Source organism: Rhizobium sp. BK098 (assembly GCF_014193155.1).
In the GTDB taxonomy this organism is placed as follows: domain Bacteria; phylum Pseudomonadota; class Alphaproteobacteria; order Rhizobiales; family Rhizobiaceae; genus Rhizobium.
The window spans coordinates 302,885-320,728 of record NZ_JACHYY010000003.1 but is presented as its reverse complement, the minus strand read 5'-3'; the positions used below and the strand labels follow the sequence as shown (position 1 = coordinate 320,728).

Below are 17,844 nucleotides of genomic sequence, written 5' to 3'. Positions count from 1 at the left end.
TGTGGGGACAGAAACTGTGCCCGGGAGCATTATGCTACGCATGAGGTTTATCCGCGAAGACACGTTGGCAGTCACATTCACGATGTCTGTCACCCCTTCTTCGGGCTGCATCCCCCCTCGCAGCCATTTCCAACACAGCAGAACTCGCAAGGATAACCTAGGGCACTCTTCGGAAAGGGAATATGGCAGCGCAGCAAAAATGAGCAAAAAACGATATGTCGCCTCGCACAGAAAACATGGTTTTGTCCTGCGTAAAGGGGTGAAAAATCGATTTAGATGCAAGAAAACGCAGTTACGAAAGGCACTTAGCCCCTCACCCGAGGCCTCGCTTTGCGCTCCGATCGAACGTTCCCGACCCTTCCATATTTTCCGCTGAAGGTGAAGATTTTTTGCAGCGCAGCATGAGTTGGCATGCAAAGCGTGACCAAAATGCGACAAAGCTTCAATCAGAATGAGAAAACCGATTCATATCGCTCTGCCAATGGCTGCATTAGCGTACGATCCTGGCGCGCCATGTGTTATAATAGCTCATCGGCGGATAGCCTTGACCGCTGGCGCGCTGGGATGAAAGTTTCAGAAAATCTCGCCTCTCATCATTGCTCGACATCGATTGGACGCTACCTGTTGGCGTCACAACGACCTCCGCTATGGCTCATCTGCCGGAAAATTGCGGCGAATGTCGTTGGAAAAGCCAATAATCATGCCCTAAGACATGAACCGCAAGCCCTTGAACTAAAACCGTAAAGGCGGGAAAATGGCGTCTATCACGATTGTTATTCCGTTCTATCAGAAGCAAGCTGGCGTTCTGCAGCGCGCTTTGAAATCGATCTCCCGACAGACATTTCAGGATTTCGATATCATCGTCGTCGACGATCAATCGCCGCTTTCGGCGGAAAGCGAGCTACAATCGCTGAGCAGCGAGGAAAGAAAACGTATCCGTGTCATCCGTCAGGCCAATGCCGGTCCTGGCGGGGCGCGCAATACCGGCCTTAACAGCGTACCGGCCGAGAGCCGGTTTGTAGCCTTTTTGGATTCCGATGACGAATGGGCGCCCGAACATCTTAGCAATGCCTTCGGAACGCTGACCCATTACAACGCCGACTGCTACTGGGACTCCATCGATGGGGGCAAGGAGTTCTATTACCATTTCAGCATCGCCGAGCTTGGGAAATCGACCGATACAGTGCGTTTGTCGGATAGGCCGGCCGTCGTCGAAATCCCCAATATCGCCAGTGTCATGCTGCAGGATTGGAGTTTCCTGCACATGTCCTGCATGGTGATCGGGCGGCCGCTTTTCGAAAAGATCCGCTTCGAGCCGTCCCTGCGACTGGCGGCAGAGGACGTTCTGTTTTTCTGCGACTGCGTTCTCGCCGCCAAGCGGGTCCTGCTTTGCGAGAATGCCGGAGCGCTGCGCGGCGAAGGCGTGAACATATTTCACAGCATCGACAATGATTCCCCGCAATTCCTGCGCCAGCAATTCAACACATGGACGGCGCTCAACACACTGGAGCAGAGATTTTCGCGCCGGCCGCAGGATGTCGAATCCATCCGTCTCTATAAGAACCGCGCCCGCCAGCAGGCGCTTTGGAGCCAGGCGCGGCAGGTGCGGCAGCGGCGCCTGCCGCAATTTGGATTGCTGGCAAAATGGGCCTTGCGCGATCCTGGAATTTTACAAAGCGCCATGCAGCTTGCCGTGGGCAAACTAGCGCCCTAGATTTTGCGGTGCAGCATGGGCTGCACATGCCGCATCGAAGAGCCACGGCATGACCCGCTATAGTCTGGATCAGCAAGGAGTCCTGCATGAAGCCGTTCCACTGGGAATCCACCCATGGCAATTTCGGTGACGATCTCAATCTCTGGCTCTGGGATTTCCTACTTCCCGGCCTTCGCGATGTTCGAGAGGAAACATTGCTGGTCGGCGTCGGAACCGTCCTCAACACGGAGATCCTGCCTGACAAGGGGCACACGCTCGTTATCGGCAGTGGTTTCGGCTACGGTTCTCTTCCGGACATGCGCGATACCTCGCAATGGGATGTCCGTAGCGTGCGTGGGCCGCTGACAGCGCAAAAGGCTGGTCTGCCCAACGAAATGGGCATCGTCGATCCTGCCGTGCTGGTGACGGAAATGCCGGAATTCCAGGCCATTTCGAAAAACGGCAAGCGCACCTTCATTCCGCATTGGGAATCGGCTGCCGCAGGCCTCTGGCCTGAAATCTGCAAGACCGTCGGTCTTTCCTATCTCGATCCGCGCGGCGAGGCGAAGGCCGTCATCCGCGAGATTGCCGCCTCCGAGTTGATCGTGGCGGAATCGATGCATGGCGCCATCCTTGCCGATGCCTTCCGTGTTCCGTGGATTGCGGTCAGCTCCTCGCGTTCCATCAACAGTTTCAAATGGAACGACTGGGCTCTCTCACTCGGCGTCAGCTACCAGCCGAAGCACATCCCCGTTTCCACCCGGGCCGAGGCGATCGCCAAAGGGGCCAAATTCTGGGGTGTCGGCTTCGAGCGCAACAAGCAGGCGGCAGCCGAGCTCGAAAAGCAACGCTATGGCGAAAACGTCATGCTTGCCGATCCCGAGCAGACCACGCTGCGCGTCATGGCAAAGCAGGCGCTGGCCGTACCTTCGGCTCTGGCTCTGTGGCAGGCGAGCAAGGCAAAGCCGCAGCTAAGCAAGGATAGCGCGCTTGCAGCCTGCAAGGAGCGCCTCCTGAACGTAATCGAAGGCGTGCGCCGCGATTATCTCTAAGCCGCAATACCCTATTCCGGAGCGGCCTGCAGCAGATAGCGCAGGCCGTTTGCGCCGGGATCGGCAATGGTGGTGGTGCTCCGCTTGCGGAAACGCTCCGTCTTATCCGCCAGAATGCCGCCGGCAATAGCCGGGGCGGCGAAGGGGTGCGATAGCGCATAGGCGGTCGCCGACAACAGCCCGGACTGTGCTTTGATATCGAGGAAATGCCGCAACTCGTAACGATCGCGAATATGCTGTTCGTGACGACGGATCACGGCTGCGTCCGCTGAAGAAAGCCCGCCCTTGGCAAGAATGGTCCGATCAGCCTCGTAAAGGCGGCGCAAATCCTCGGTCCTGTGCCGGCCGCTCAGGGAATCGCTGCGCACGACCGCGCCATAACCGCAGCTATGAATGATCTTGTAGCGGGCCTGGTGAGCGAGCGCACGGACATACAGATCGTAGTCTTCGCCGAGACGCAGCGCCTCGTTGTAGCGCAGGTCATGCGCATTCAGAAAGGAGCGCCGCATCAAGGGCTTCAGGAAGCCGATCTCGCCGCGACGCACGCCGCGCTTGGAAATATTGCCCTCGACGAAAGCAGCAAGATCGAGAAAACGCGGTTTCGCGTCGAAATGATCGAGCCTTGCATGCGCGTCAGGCACGGTATCGGCACTGACGAAAGCGATGTTGTCGGCAACGAAATCCCAGTCGTCAGCGGCAAGTAGCGCTGCGAAGCGACCTGGAAAGAAAAAATCATCGGCATCGAGGATACCGATCAACGGCGCCTTGGATATCTCGATTGCGTGATTGCGTGCTGCGGCAGGGCCGCGGTTCTTTTCGAATTCCCGGATAATCAGTCGGCCGCTGCCGTCATCGACTTTGGCGGCCGCGATGGCCGTTCCATCCGTCGAGCCGTCATCGATGACGACGACTTCGGCGACCTCGGCCTCCCGAAGAGCCGAGGCAATGGCAAGCCCAATGGTTTCGCTGGCATTCTTCGCGGCAATGATTACGCAGACGCTTTTTTCTGCAGGATCGGTCACATCGGCCTCCAAGGGTTCAGACGGAGACTTAGGACATGGCTACGATCCGGCAACCGCCGAGCTCCAAAAGATCTGATCGTTTCCCCGAAGTTCAGGGGTTGAAGGGCTCGGACCGCTTTAAACTGGATGCGGACAGACCGGCGACCTTGCTGTCTTCCTGTATCGATGCCGAGCCCTTATTTTCGTTCAACAGGGCCTCATGCGCTTTGCGCTCTTTCCAAACGAGGTAAAGCACGCCCAGGAAATAACCTATCTGCAGAAGGACGGCACAGATAGCCGTTTCGATCAGGGTGGTCGAAAGCGAGTTCGTCAGGAAATATGTTGCGATGGCAAATACGATCAGCGTGCCTAGCATGCTGAAGAAAACGCGGGGCGCGTACATAATCTCACCCCGCCCGTTCGGACGTTAAATAAAAAGCGTTCAAGGTCTTTCCTCCCTTATCAGACCTAAGTCTTAAATATATTTTATGATTCATTGAGATTCAACCAAGTTACCAAGATCCGTTGCGATTTGAGACGATCCTAGCGCCAAGCCTGTTAAAACTACGCATCGATTATAATTACAATTGAATTTGTTCATCTTTCTCATTGCAATTAGATGGTGGCATATCGAAATAATACAATCTGAAAGAAGCATCCGGGCCATCCAGCCGATAGGGTGTTCTCGTCCATTCAATCAACTTTTATTACAAAGTCCTGAGGAATCTGCTTTCAGTATGTGCGCTGCAAAATATTGCTGCACTGCAATATATCTTCAGAAGAAAGCAGGATGGCATGAAGCTGAAAGGAAACCGAGCAGAGGCTAGCGAAGCTAATGATAATGAACAGCTTAGCGTTCCATGCCTATAATATCCTTAGAAAGGGTCGACTGCGACACGACAGAGCTGTCGAGATCGACATTATACACAACATGATACAGTACAATTCATCAACTACTGATCACTGCACTAAACCAAGTCACCGTTGATGCGGTAAATTTATACCACCATGCCATATCGCTACAAAAATTTGGCTTAAAAAGTCTCAATCCCAACCTACACTCCGGCCATCGCGGCTCTAGTTACGCGTCCGAGAATTTCCGACCAATCGTCAACATGAATGGAGTTTTCTCTATGAAATCTGCGACGAGATCGGCCACATCGGCTTTTTTCAGCGCTGCGGAAAGCGACGTCTTTCCGCCCACTGGTGGAGTATTGAAACGCATTTTTGACGTTTCTACCGCTCTGACCGCCTTGGTTCTCATCAGCCCGCTCTTTCTGCTGCTGATGCTGCTGGTAAAACTTTCAGACCCCGGTCCCGTCTTCTACGGCCACCGCCGTATCGGCCATAATGGCAAGACCTTCCGTTGCCTGAAGTTTCGCACCATGGTCGTCAATGGTGACAAGGTGCTGCATTCTTACCTGCAGGCCAATCCGAAAGCGATGGAAGAGTGGCGCGCCACGCGCAAGCTGCAGAACGATCCTCGCGTCACCACCGTTGGCTCTGTCCTGCGCAAGCTCAGCCTTGACGAGCTGCCGCAGTTGATCAACATCATCCGCGGCGAGATGAGCGTCGTCGGGCCACGCCCGGTGGTGGAAGACGAGCTCGAGCGCTACGAGACCGCAGCGATCTATTATCTGCAGTCCCGTCCGGGCTTGACCGGTCTTTGGCAGGTGAGCGGCCGAAACGACGTTTCCTACGAAAGCCGCGTCGCCTTCGACACGCATTATGTGAAGAACTGGTCGCTCAGCAGCGACATGGTGATCATCGCCAAAACCATTCCTGCAGTCTGCCTTTCACGCGGCAGCTATTGATGATGACTGGCAGATACCGCGGGATGCGTCCTGCGGTTTTCCCGCGTCCCGCGGGATTGCCTACTGGTAACAGGGAAGATCCTGCATGATTGAATTCCGGCCTTCGACGAGGCTTCTACGTGTCAATTCATCGCTGCGCTGCGCAGCTATTATTGCTCTCAGCCTTGGCGCAGCTGCTGCCCCGGCGCTAGCCGAAAACCTTGCCGGATATCATCTAGGCGTCATGGACAAGCTGCATGTGCGCGTTGCCGAGTGGCAGACGGCGGAAGGCACCATTCGCGACTGGTCGATGGTATCGGGCGACTACACCGTCGGCCCTTCGGGCTCGATCTCGGTTCCCTTCATCGGGGATATGCCGGCCGTCGGCAAGACGACGGATCAGATCGCCGAGGCTATCGGTCTCGGCCTGCAGAAGCAATTCGGCCTGCGTGATCGTCCTTCGGCTTCGGTCGAAATGTCACAGTTCCGGCCGATCTACCTTTCCGGAGAGGTCCAGAATCCCGGTGAATATCCGTTCGCGCCCAACCTGACCGTCCTCAAGGCTATAAGCCTCGGCGGCGGCATGCGCCGAGCCGATGCCGGACAGCGTTTTGCGCGCGATTTCATCAATGCCAAGGGTGACGCTGTCGTCTATATGGCGGAGCGTAGCCGCCTGTTGATGCGCAAAGCGCGCCTGATGGCCGAATTGGCCGGCAAGGACGATATCGACGTCCCCACCGAGCTCAAGCAGCTGCCGCACATGGCGGATCTGCTCGCGAGCGAGAAGGCGCTGATGGATACGCGTGCCAAGCGCATGACGACGCAGCTGCAGTCCCTGGAAGATCTGAAGACGCTTCTGCAAAACGAAGTCGAGGCGCTTTCGAAGAAGAACGACACGCAGAGCCGTCAGCTTGATCTGGCCAAGGCCGACCGCGACAAGGTCGAAAGTCTGGCCGAGCGCGGGCTGGAGCTTGCCTCCCGCCGAATCTCCGCCGAACAGCGCGCCTCCGATCTTGAAGCTACACTCCTCGATACGGAAACCGCCGCGCTGAAAGCCAAGCAGGATATCAACAAGGCCAATCAGGACGAGATTACTTTGCGCAACGACTGGCAGAGTTCGCTGGCCCGGGACATGCAGGATACCGACACGCAGCTGGAGACGCTGCAGCTCAAACTGTCGACCAGCCAGTCCCTCATGCAGGAAGCCGTCGCTCAATCGGCCGATGCCGGCAATCTCGACCCAAGCGGCCCCGGGGTGAGCATCTCCTACACCATCATTCGTGACGACAACGGGCAATCGAAGGAAATACAGGCCCAGGAAAACACGCAGGTATTGCCCGGCGATCTGATCAAGATCAGCACCGGGCTTGCCATTCGATAGGAAAATCGATGCGGATAGCCAAATCGATCTTTATCCGTCCTGGCAGCAACGCCACCTACGGCACGGTGGCGATTACCCTGTCCTTCTTCGTTTTTGCCTACTCCTCCCGCTTCGGTCAGCCCTCGATCCTGCTCTACTACGCGCTGTGGTTTCCGCTTGTCATGATGGACTACCGGAACGTACTTGGCAGCTATCACAGGCAGCTCTGGCTTTTTGCCTTCGGTTTCTTCACCTTTCTGTCGATCTTCTGGTCGGTCGTCCCCCCGACGACGGCACGGGCATCCATCCAGTATATGACGCATATCTTCTGCGCCCTGGTCGCCATGCGCACGCTCGATATCCGCACGCTGACACGCGGCGCGATCGTCGGCACCGGCATCGTGCTGCTCTATTCCATGTTGTTCGGCTACTATGCCTATGATCCCATAGACGGAACCTACAGTTTCGTCGGCGCCTTCGATTCCAAGAACCAGCTCGGCTTCTATGCTTCGCTCGGCATCTATTTCGCCTTTGCCGCCGTCTTCGTTCTGGGCGAGCGGCGGATTTGGATGATCGGTGCTGGAATTGCCGGTCTGTTATCGGCCTATTGCCTGCATGCCTCGGCATCGGCAACATCGGTTCTGACGACGATGTTGGTCGTGCTCTTGTGCGTGAGCCTGCGTATTATCCTATATCTGTCGCCCAAACAGCGGAAAAGGCTGTTTGTGACGGTAGCCGTGGTCGGGGTCATCCTTGCGGTCGCGGGCGTCTACCTCGGTGCGGTCGATCTCGTCCTCGGCGCCTTCGGCAAGGATTCCACGCTCACCGGGCGCACTTATCTCTGGCAACAGGGCATCGCGACTGCGCAGCAGAATCTCCTCTTCGGCGTCGGCTACCAGGCGTACTGGGTACAGGGCTTTTCTGAGCCCGAACGGCTGTGGGAGGAATTTTATATTGCCTCGCGCGCGGGCTTCCATTTCCACAACACCTATATCGAGACGATGGTCGAGACCGGGCTCATTGGTGTGTGCCTGCTCGCCTCCATCCTGCTGACGGCTGTGATCGGCCATATCAGCCGCTTTCTGAGCGATGTCAGAAACGACGAATCCTATCTGCTTCTGGGAATTGCGACGCTTTTGCTGATCCGGTCTTTCGTGGAGATCGATATTCTGAATCCGTACCATGTCGGTTCCTTCCTGTTTTATTTCACGGCAGGAAAGCTTTCCATGCGAACACGTATTCCTGCGAAGGCGCCCCCGCACATGGGCGAGCAGATGCCATTCGCGCCGCCGGTCAATTGGGAGCCGCGAACGGGCCAATGAAGACGCTTTACGGCATCCAATATCTGCGTGCTCTTGCTGCTCTTGCGGTCGTGCTGTTTCATGCAGCCGAGCGCAGCGGCGGCCATTTCCGCATCGGCGCCGCCGGCGTCGACGTCTTCTTCGTCATCAGCGGCTTCATCATGTGGACCATGAGCGAGCGCCGTCCCGTGACGCCGCTGCGTTTCGTGCTCGACCGGCTGCAGCGCATCGCGCCATCCTACTGGATCGTGACCATCATCATGATTGCCGGCGCCGTGGTGGGACTGTTTCCGAACATGAAGCTGACGGCGAGCCATATATTCGGTTCGCTGTTGTTCATTCCCGTCAGGTCGCCCAGCAGCGGCGAGATATGGCCTGTGCTGGTGCAGGGATGGACGCTGAATTTCGAGATGTTCTTCTATGTGATCTTCGCGGCCTGCCTGCTCCTGCCGCAGCGCCTGCGGCTCGGCAGCTTGATCGGCATCTTTGCCGCTTTCGTCGCGATCGGCGCTCTCATCCATCCGCAATCGCCGATGCTTGCCACCTATGTCAGACCGATTATTCTGGAATTCGTGGCAGGCGCAGTGCTTGCCCGGTTCTGGTTGAAAGGACATGTTCCTAGCATTGGCGTTGGCCTCGCGTTGGTGATCGTATCGATCGCCGGTTTTGCCGCCATCGAGCTGCTTGCCCTCGACTTCAACGAGATGACGTGCGGTCCGCTTGCCGTCGCCCTGGTCCTCGGCACGGTCTCCATTGAGCGCAGCGGCAAGCTGCCATCCGTCCCTCCCCTCACCTATCTCGGCAACGCGTCCTATTCGATCTATCTCTGGCATACGCTCGCGATCTCGGTGATCGTCAAGCTGCTGTCGTCGCTGCAGATACCGTCAGACGCCGTTACCTTCGTCAGCGTCATCTCCGGCACGCTCCTCGGCGTTGTCGCCTATGAAGCCGTCGAAAAGCCGTTGCGCAATCTGCTGAAGGGCCTGAGCTGGCGGAGATCCCGGCCCTCACCGGCCTGAGACCTGACGGGCTGCGCTTCTCGCTCTCATACCTGCTGGAGATCATCATCCATCGCCCCTACGTGCCACTTGCATTCGGGACTATATGGGCTCCGGTCGGCACCACGTTTTGGGCGATCGTCCAACCCGATCGCGAGGCCCTTGTTTCGAACAGCAATCGGGCGGGGTAGCCCGCCCGATTTGGCTGCATCGCGTATCAATTACACTGCTAAGCGCGGCGGCGGCGCAGCTGATCGAAATAGACGATGACGATGATCAGGACGCCCGTGATGATGCGCTGCCAGAAGGAGTTGAGGTTCAGCAGGTTGGCGCCATTGTTGATGGTCGCCAGGATGAAGGCGCCGATCAAAGGGCCGTAGACCGTACCTACGGCGCCGAACAGGCTGGTGCCACCGATCACCGAGGAGGCGATCGCCTGCAGCTCCCAGCCGTCGGCCTGGGTGGCATTGCCGATGGCGATGCGCGAGGCAAGCAGAATGCCGACGAATGCGGCACAGGTTCCCGACAGGATGTAAGCGAGATAGATCATCCAGTTGACGTTGACGCCGGACAGGCGTGCCGCCTCGCGGTTTGAGCCGACGGCGAAGAGATAACGGCCCCAGCGGCTCAGATGCAGGAAGATGACAGCCGGAATCGCTACCAGGATCACCATCCAGAACAGGCTCGGGATGCCCAGGAAATCGGACACTGCGAAATTGCTGAAATCGTCATTGACGATGTTGATCGTCGAGCCGTTGGTAATCAGCAGCCCTATGCCGCGAAGCGAGGTCAATGTCGCCAGCGTGATGATGAAGGGCGGCAGACCCATGCGCACGATGCCGAACCCATGAAATGCGCCGATCAGAACCCCGAACAACAAGGTAATGAGGATGGCGGACCACACCGGGAAACCCGCCTGCAACAGCCAGGCGATGATGACGGTACAGAAGCCGACGATCGCGCCGACGGAAAGATCGATGCCCGCCGTGATGATGACAAAGGTCTGGCCAAGCGCAAGAATGGCCGTCATCGAGCCCTGACGCATCAGATTGGTTATGTTGAGCGGCGTCCAGAACTTGTCGGTCCAGAATCCGAGAACAATCCAGAGCGCCAGAAGCAGCAGAATCAGCGTCAGGCTGAAGAGGATGTTCATCTTGCGCCGCGGCGCTACGGTCGGGCCTTCTGTCGTATTCGCGGCCATTTTTTTCTCCCTCTTTAGACTTGTTTATCGTTTAGACGCCAATCGCTTCGCCAAGAACTTCCTCATGCGTTGCCGCGTGGAAATCATGGCTGGCAACCAGCTGGCCGCTACGGAAGACGTGCAGGCGATCGGCCAGCTCATAGACTTCCGGCAGATAAGACGAGATCACGATGATGCCGGCGCCATCACGAAGCAGCTTGGCAAACAGACGATAGATCTCGGCCTTGGTTCCGACATCGACGCCGACCGTCGGCTCATCGAAGATGAAGAGCTTGGCGCCGTGGCTCAGCCATTTGCCGATGACGACCTTCTGCTGGTTACCACCGGACATGGCGGAGACCAGAACCCTTCGGCTCGGCGTCTTGATGCTGAGATCGCGGATCTGCTTGTCTGCATTGGCCGCTTCGCTCTTGTTATTGATGATCGGGCCATGGCTCAGCCGCTCGAACACGGGCAGATTGATGTTGAGGCCGATCGGCAGGTTGAGACAAAGCCCCTGATCGCGCCGGCTTTCGGGCGCCAGTGCGATGCCGAGCTCCATCGCGTCGCGCTCGTTGCGGATATTGACCTTGCGCCCCTGCCAGTAGATTTCGCCTGCAGAAAGCGGTTGGCGTCCATAAAGACCGAGCGCGAATTCGCTGCGGCCGGCTCCGATCAGCCCGTAGAGGCCGACGATCTCGCCGGCACGGACGCTCAGCGAAACATTCTCGAAACCGGGGCCGGAAAGGCCGCGCGTTTCAAGGATGGTGTCGCCAATCGGGATTTCTTCTTTGTGATAGATCTGATCGATGGAACGATTGATCATCAGCTTGATCAGCTCGTCATCGTTGGTTTCTGCGATCGTGCGGGTGCCGACATGCGTGCCGTCGCGCAAGACGGAGACCCGGTCAGCGAGCTCGAACACCTCTTCCATGCGGTGGCTGATATAGACGATCGTTACGCCCTCGCCCTGAAGCCGACGGATCAGCTTGAACAGCTGCGCCGATTCCTGACGGGTGAGATAGGCGGTAGGTTCGTCGAAAATCAGAAACTGCGTACCGCGCATCGCGGCTCTTGCCGTTGCCACCAGCTGCTGCTGGCCGATCGTGAGCGAGCTCAAGAGTTCGCCGGCTGGCAATCCGAAACCGAGATCGTCGAGCACGGTCTGCGCCATCGCCACCATCTGCTTCTTGCGCATAAGGCCGAAACGATTGACCTCATCCCCAAGGAAGAGATTGGCCGCGACCGTCAGGTGCGGGCAGAGCACCACCTCCTGATGAACCGCGTTGATGCCGCGGGCGATCGCCTCGTTCGGCGTTGCGAGCGCAACCGGATGACCACACCAGAAAATCTCACCCGCCGTTCTCGTAATGACGCCGGTCAGGAGCTTGATGAGCGTCGATTTGCCGGCACCGTTTTCACCAACAATCGCGTGAATTTCTCCTGCGAGAAACGTTATCGTTGCCGGCTTCAGCGCCTCGACGAAACCATAGCGTTTCTGCAGGCCCTTAAGCTCAAGGATGGGCGAACCGGCCCGAATTCGGTTTGCTTCTGTTTTGACGGTGTCGTCGTGCCGATGGCTGATTTCTTCCAGGCTCGTCATGGGGTCTCCTCGCTCTCGCATCGCCGCGCGGCCACCTTGGGAAAGCGACCAGACGAAAAAGCCGCGCCCGATTTCGCGGGCGCGGCCCTTAGACTTACTTGACCTTCGGGTTCAACAGAGCGTCGATCTTCGGATCGCTCATATTCGCCTTGGTGACGAGATTGGCGCCAGTGTCGACGTTGGCGGCAACCTTTTCCTTCTTGGAAGCGGCAAGCGCCGTCTTGATGCCATCGTAACCCATGCGATAGGGATCCTGCACCACCAGGCCGGCAAGAACGCCCGATTTCAGGAAGCCGACGGTCTTGTCGTCACTGTCGAAGCCGATGACCTTGATCTTGTCACCGAGCTTGTTTTCGGCGATCGCCTGGCCGACACCCTGTGCCATGATCAGGTTGGAGGCGAAGACGCCGACCAGTTTCGGATTGGCAGTGATCAGGTCGGTCATGATGTTCAGGCCGGTGGTTGCCTGGCCGTCCGCATACTTATCGGCAACGACCTTGAGGCCCGGATACTTGCTCTTGACCTCTTCCAGGAAGCCCTGGCGACGCTGGTCGAGAGAGCCGACACCCGGAAGGCTGGTGATGATGGCGATTTCACCCTCTTCCTTGCCGGTAACTCCCTTGACAGCGGCGGCAAGACCGTCAGCGGCAATACGTCCGCCCTGAACGTTGTCGGTGGTCAGGAACGAGATGAAGGATTTGGAATCGGCGGCAGAGTCGATACCGACGACCGGCACGGACTTGGCGGCTTCATCCACAGGCTTGCCGAGCGCCTTGAACTCGGTCGGCGAAATGACGACCGCAGCCGGCTTGCCGGCGACGGCGTTTTCGAGAATGCTGATCTGGCCGTTGATGTCGGATTCCGATTGAGCGCCGAGTTCCGGCACCTTCACGCCGAGATCCTTGCCTGCCTGGCGGGCGCCGGCAAGAACGATCTGCCAGTAGAAGGATGTCGTATCCTTGACGATGATCGGGATGGTCACGTCGGCCGCGAAGGACTGCATGGGCATCGCCATGGCGATGACGGCAGCGCCGGCAAGGCCGGCAAAGCTGCGGCGGGACAGAAGTGACTTGGCAATTTTCATCTGCTTCTCCTCTCAAAGCGCTCTATTCTCCTGCACACCCGCCGTTGAACGCTTACGGCTCGGTATCGTAACGCCCTGAGGCATCACGCTTGGCTCGGTGGAACTGCCACTGACGCCAAAACAGGCTTTCCTCCTCTACGAAGCCGCCTCTCCGGCCGGCTCGATAGCTCTCAATTTACTAGACTCTCACAGCCTCGTCTCCCAAAGGAGGCGCGACCACAGTCAAGCCTTCGAATTCCTCATACAGGCGGTCGGGAAGCCTTGGCTCCATCAGTTGCATATTGCGAACAAGACTTTCGGGCTTCGCCGTACCGATCAGAACCGAGGCCACGCTGGGACTGCGCAGCGGGAACTGAAGCGCCGGCTGGGCAAGCGGCAGACCGTGCTTGCGGGCAATCTCCTCCATCGCTCCGACCTTGGCCAAAATATCCGGCGTCGCCGGCAGGTAGTCGAAATGCGCGCCGGGCACGGGTCCTGTCGCCAGAATGCCGGAATTGAAGACGCCGCCCACGACCAGCGATGTTCCCTTCTTCTCACAAAGCGGCAGCAGCTCGGCAACGGCTGAACGATCCAGCAGCGTGTAACGGCCGGCAATCAGGATGCAATCGATATCGGCCGCATGCATTACATCCAGGCAGACCGGTATCTCGTTGACCCCGAGACCATAAGCCTTGATCGCGCCGGACGACTTCAACTCCTCAAGAGCTTTCAGCCCGGAGCCTAGAAGCTGGCCGAGATAGTGCTCGTTGAGCGCTTTGCCGTGGGTATAGCCGCCGATATCGTGGACATAGAGAATATCGATGCGGTTAAGGCCGAGACGGGCATAACTGAACTCTACCGAGCGCATGATGCCGTCATAGGAATAATCATAATCGGCATCGAAAGGCAGGGGATCGACATAACCGTAGTTCGGCACCTTGTCGGTCGGCACCGGGCGCATGAGGCGGCCGACTTTCGTTGACAAAACATAGCTGTCTTCAGGCTGATCACGCAGGAAATCGCCGACGCGGCGCTCGCCGAGGCCGAAGCCATACCAGGGCGCAACGTCGAAATAGCGGATGCCGCTGTCCCAGGCTGCCTGCAGGGTCGCCATTGCCTGGTCGCGGGGGCAGGCACGGTAGAGGCCGCCCAGCGCCGCAGCGCCAAAGCTGATCTCCGTGACCTCAAGGCCCGTCCTGCCGATTGTTCTCGTCTGCATCACCTCTCCCTTGTGATGGCTGCCATTTCAATTTCGGTGGCGTTAACGGAGGCTCTCGACATCCATCGCCATTGATTTTGTTTTTTATCTACAATAAACATTTTGGTGTCAACGAGGAAATCATGGGGACCGTCGCGGGAGACGACGGAAACTGCGGTTTCGACAGAACTCCTGCAATTGACTGCCATCGGGACATGGTTCAGACAGCGCCACCAGCAAAGAGCGGCGACGAGACGTGAGGGGGAAATGGCAAGGCAAAACACGCTCTTCAAGGAAGCCTATAATCGCTATGCGGCCCGCTTGAAGCTCGATACCGAGCTGCCGAGCGAGCCTGAAATCGCAGCCGAACTTGGCGTCAGCCGCAGCACGGCACGAGCGATCCTCATGCGTCTAAGCGACGCTGGCATCATTCTGTGGAACAAGCGGCAGAAGACAGTGCTCCGCCTGCCGACCCAGGCCGATTTCTTCCCCAAGGAAGAAACCGATTCCCTGCACAATATCATCGAGCGCAGCTTCATGACGCGCATCATGTCCGACGAAGCCCAGCCGGGCATGCAGATCAACGAGCTGGAACTGGCGCGCGAAATCGGCACGGGCACCTCCGTCGTTCGTGAATTCCTTATCCGTTTCAGCCGCTTCGGCCTGATCGAGAAGCGGCCGAACAGCCACTGGATTCTCAAGGGCTTCACCAGCGAATTCGCACTCGAGCTTGCCGACGTGCGCGAAATGTTCGAGCTGCACTCGGCCGCCGAGTTCGGCCGCCTGCCGGCCAATCATCACGCCTGGGAGGATCTCAAGGCGATCGAGCAGGAACACCATGAACTGCTTAAAGATTTCGACGCGCACTACCGCGATTTCTCGCGCCTTGACGAAAAATTCCATCTCCTCATCCATCGCGCCTCGAAGAACCGCTTCATCACCGAGTTCTACGACGTCATTGCCATCATTTTTCACTATCACTATCAGTGGAACAAGGCGTTTGCCCGCGAGCGCAATGCCCGCGCCGTGGCGGAGCATCTCGACTACATCGAAGCGCTGCAATCGCGCGACCAGCAAAGGATCGATGCCGCCTGCCGTCTGCACCTTGCCTCGGCGCGACAGACGCTGTTGCAGTCGATCCCGCAAGCCGCAGGCGAAATTGCCGGCTCCGCCGCCTGACGGAAGAGAGCCGGCAGCGCGTTATTTTGCGGTAAAGCTCACGCTTTGGCGGGCAAAGCGCGGAGATGAGACTTCGAGCTTGATCGCACCGGCTTCTCCGGTTGCCTGCAGCCAGAAACCCGTGGTCCCGCCCTGGAATGCCACCGTTTCCGGCCCGATGACCTTCGCCGGACCCTCAACCTTGATCTTGATGGCTTCATTGAGGAAAGGAAGACGCGAGCCAGCCTGATCGAGCGCGCGAACGATAACGCGCACCGTATCGCGCTCACCTGCGCGCAGGGTATCAGAATCGGCTTCTACCTGGAGCGAGGTTGGCAGCGGATTGGCGACCATGTGTTGCTCCACCGCCGGCTTGCCGCCGATATAGCCGGTGAAATGCACGTCCTCCCACTCCATGCCCCATACGCCGAGTTCGTCCGGCGTGAAGGAGCGGTGATCGAAAACGATGGGCGGGTGCGGTAGATGCGGGAACGTTTCCCGGTCCGGACCGAGACGCTTGGTCAGAGAACCGTAGCGCAGCTCGACCTCGTCGCAATTGGTGAGCACGATCAGCGGCAGGGCGCCGCCGATATTGCGCTCGCCGCGTGCCCAGATCGTGACCGGCTTCATGACAACCTCTTCGGAGGGCTCGCACTGGCTGCTATAGACATAGGCGGCGAATTTCGGCTCGCGGAACATGTCCATGACGCCATGGTAGCAGATGCGGTCGCCCGAGCCGAAATCGCTATGGGTATTATAGTCGAACATGCACCAGCCGATCGCGCCTGAGATCGATGGGTCACCATAGGCGGCATTCAGAACTTCCAGATGCCGGCGCACATGCTCGGCCTGGCGTTGCTCCTGATCGTAGATTTTCGTCGGATACATATGGCCGCCGAATTCGGTGATCAGATAGGGCACATCCTTGGAAAGGCCGGTATTTTCCTGCTGCGGCCTAAGCGGCGTGCGCGGCCGGTTGGCGCCGGGCAGTTCCTCATTGCCGAGGATGAAATCATTCATCGTATAGACGTCCTCGAGCATTTCGCTCTCGGTGATGTAACGCACGCCGCCGGTCTGGCGCGTCGGATCGAGCTCGCGCGCCAGCCGGTTCGTCTCCGTGTAGAAATCATGCGAATCCTGGGATTCGTTGATACGCACGCCCCAGATGACGATGGACGGATGGTTCCAGTCGCGCTCAATCATCCGGCGTACATTGCGGATCGATTCCTGCTGCCATTCCTTATCGCCGATATGCTGCCAGCCGGGAATTTCCTCGAAAACCAGCAAGCCGATGCGGTCGCAGTGATCGAGGAACCATTTGGACTGCGGATAATGCGAGGTGCGCGCAATGTTGCATTTCAGCGTGCGCTTCATGATTTCGGCATCGCGCTCCTGGGCGGAACGGCCCATGGCATAGCCGACATAGGGGAAGGCCTGATGGCGGTTGAGGCCGCGCAGCTTCAGCTTCTTGCCATTCAGCAGGAAACCTTCCGCGGTGAAGTTTGCCGTGCGGAAGCCGAAAGTCGCGGCAAGACGGTCCATCCCGTGCTCGCTCGCAAGCTCCACGTCGGCGGAATAGAGGACGGGATTGTCGAGTTCCCACAGCGAAAGGCCGGAAAGGTCGGCGAAGCGGAGCGTCACGCTTTCGCCCGACGTGTCAGCCTGGGCGGCAGCAATAGCTGCACCATCGGCGGAGCGCAAAGTAACGGTCACCGTACCTTTGAAAGCAAGATTTTGCGGATTGGAGATATCGCAGCGCACCGTCGCGGATTTGCGGTTGGAAAGGACATCCGTCGTCTCGACCTTGATATTGGCGACGGAGACGGGCGCGGCAACCTTCAGCCAGACATCGCGATAGATTCCGGCATAGGTGAGATAATCGATCCGGCCGCCGAAAGGCGGGATCTGCGGATTCTCGCTGCCGTCGATCTTGACCGTGATCAAATTCTCACCCTTGCGCAGGCGGCCGGTCAGGCGGGCCTCGAACGGCGTGTAGCCATCCTTGTGGGCAACGATTTCCTCACCGTTCAGATAGACGACGGCATCGGCCATGGCCGCATCGAAGATCAGCGATACCTCGCGGCCTGCGAAGGCCTCGTCCCAGTTGATGATCTTCTGATAGGTGAAGGCGCATTGATAGGATTTCTCGTCGAAATAATTGAAGGGCAGTTCGACGGCCGTATGCGGCAGCGTAACACTCCATCCTTCCTGCTGGCGGCCGGCATCCTCGGGCGAAAACCCTTCATGAAACGTCCAGGATTCATTGAAGGCGACAACAGAACGCATATTCAATCCTATCGATTAAGCCCGTCGCATCGGATGACGAACAGATGTTGCTGGGAAGTCAGGCGCGCGGCGAGGCAGGCGGGACGCCGCGGGGCGATATCTATACAGGCCCGCCGCCGTTGCGCAATGCGACCAGTTGGCGGATTTCGATTTTCAAG

Annotated in this window: 14 protein-coding genes; 7 read left to right on the top strand and 7 right to left on the bottom strand. The window is 58.0% G+C overall.

Going from position 1 to position 17,844, the window contains the following annotated elements:
* Nucleotides 1-754 precede the first annotated feature (754 nt).
* Both FHT73_RS10770 and FHT73_RS10765 read left to right on the top strand, forming a co-directional pair.
* On the top strand, nt 755-1,714 hold the full coding sequence (locus tag FHT73_RS10770) for a glycosyltransferase family 2 protein (protein ID WP_183711509.1): 960 nt from the start codon (nt 755-757) through the stop codon (nt 1,712-1,714).
* An 86-nt stretch (nt 1,715-1,800) separates the two neighbouring features.
* Nucleotides 1,801-2,745, top strand: a complete 945-nt coding sequence (locus FHT73_RS10765; protein ID WP_183711507.1) for a polysaccharide pyruvyl transferase family protein — start codon at nt 1,801-1,803, stop codon at nt 2,743-2,745.
* A gap of 11 nt (nt 2,746-2,756) precedes the next feature.
* On the opposite strand, the gene FHT73_RS10760 is transcribed toward FHT73_RS10765, so the two are convergent.
* The gene (locus FHT73_RS10760) at nt 2,757-3,767 is read right to left on the bottom strand and encodes a glycosyltransferase family 2 protein (protein WP_183711505.1); all 1,011 of its coding nucleotides are present in this window, start codon (nt 3,765-3,767) and stop codon (nt 2,757-2,759) included.
* A gap of 91 nt (nt 3,768-3,858) precedes the next feature.
* Entirely contained in the window at nt 3,859-4,149 is a 291-nt protein-coding gene (locus tag FHT73_RS10755; RefSeq protein ID WP_183711503.1) for an exopolysaccharide production repressor protein, read from the bottom strand.
* Between the two features lie 730 nt (nt 4,150-4,879).
* On the opposite strand from FHT73_RS10755, the gene FHT73_RS10750 reads away from it, so the two are divergent.
* The 4 genes from FHT73_RS10750 to FHT73_RS10735 all read left to right on the top strand — a co-directional run bounded on the left by FHT73_RS10750 (nt 4,880) and on the right by FHT73_RS10735 (nt 9,219).
* Nucleotides 4,880-5,560, top strand: coding sequence for a sugar transferase (locus FHT73_RS10750; RefSeq protein ID WP_112608744.1), 681 nt, complete (start codon nt 4,880-4,882; stop codon nt 5,558-5,560).
* An 85-nt stretch (nt 5,561-5,645) separates the two neighbouring features.
* A complete protein-coding gene (locus FHT73_RS10745; protein ID WP_112335825.1) occupies nt 5,646-6,920 on the top strand; it encodes a polysaccharide biosynthesis/export family protein in 1,275 nt (424 codons plus the stop codon).
* 8 nt (nt 6,921-6,928) lie between these two features.
* Complete coding sequence (locus FHT73_RS10740; protein ID WP_183711501.1) at nt 6,929-8,221, top strand: O-antigen ligase; 1,293 nt, start codon at nt 6,929-6,931, stop codon at nt 8,219-8,221.
* Nucleotides 8,218-9,219, top strand: a complete 1,002-nt coding sequence (locus tag FHT73_RS10735) for an acyltransferase (protein WP_112399594.1) — start codon at nt 8,218-8,220, stop codon at nt 9,217-9,219. The genes FHT73_RS10740 and FHT73_RS10735 overlap by 4 nt, the downstream gene beginning before the upstream one ends.
* Nucleotides 9,220-9,427: 208 nt before the next feature.
* Here FHT73_RS10735 and FHT73_RS10730 read toward each other — a convergent pair whose 3' ends face one another.
* From FHT73_RS10730 to FHT73_RS10715, 4 genes are all read right to left on the bottom strand, one after another.
* Nucleotides 9,428-10,399: an ABC transporter permease gene (locus FHT73_RS10730; protein ID WP_112335828.1), complete on the bottom strand. Its 972-nt coding sequence runs from the start codon at nt 10,397-10,399 to the stop codon at nt 9,428-9,430.
* 31 nt (nt 10,400-10,430) lie between these two features.
* Nucleotides 10,431-11,981, bottom strand: a complete 1,551-nt coding sequence (locus FHT73_RS10725; RefSeq protein ID WP_112608736.1) for a sugar ABC transporter ATP-binding protein — start codon at nt 11,979-11,981, stop codon at nt 10,431-10,433.
* A gap of 94 nt (nt 11,982-12,075) precedes the next feature.
* The gene (locus FHT73_RS10720) at nt 12,076-13,065 is read right to left on the bottom strand and encodes an ABC transporter substrate-binding protein (RefSeq protein WP_112335830.1); all 990 of its coding nucleotides are present in this window, start codon (nt 13,063-13,065) and stop codon (nt 12,076-12,078) included.
* A gap of 178 nt (nt 13,066-13,243) precedes the next feature.
* The gene (locus FHT73_RS10715; RefSeq protein ID WP_183711499.1) at nt 13,244-14,263 is read right to left on the bottom strand and encodes an aldo/keto reductase; all 1,020 of its coding nucleotides are present in this window, start codon (nt 14,261-14,263) and stop codon (nt 13,244-13,246) included.
* Nucleotides 14,264-14,509: 246 nt separating this feature from the next.
* Between FHT73_RS10715 and FHT73_RS10710 the strand changes: the two genes are divergently transcribed.
* Complete coding sequence (locus FHT73_RS10710) at nt 14,510-15,421, top strand: GntR family transcriptional regulator (protein WP_112399597.1); 912 nt, start codon at nt 14,510-14,512, stop codon at nt 15,419-15,421.
* Nucleotides 15,422-15,442: 21 nt separating this feature from the next.
* Here FHT73_RS10710 and FHT73_RS10705 read toward each other — a convergent pair whose 3' ends face one another.
* Complete coding sequence (locus tag FHT73_RS10705; RefSeq protein ID WP_183711497.1) at nt 15,443-17,686, bottom strand: glycoside hydrolase family 2 protein; 2,244 nt, start codon at nt 17,684-17,686, stop codon at nt 15,443-15,445.
* Nucleotides 17,687-17,844: the final 158 nt, after the last annotated feature.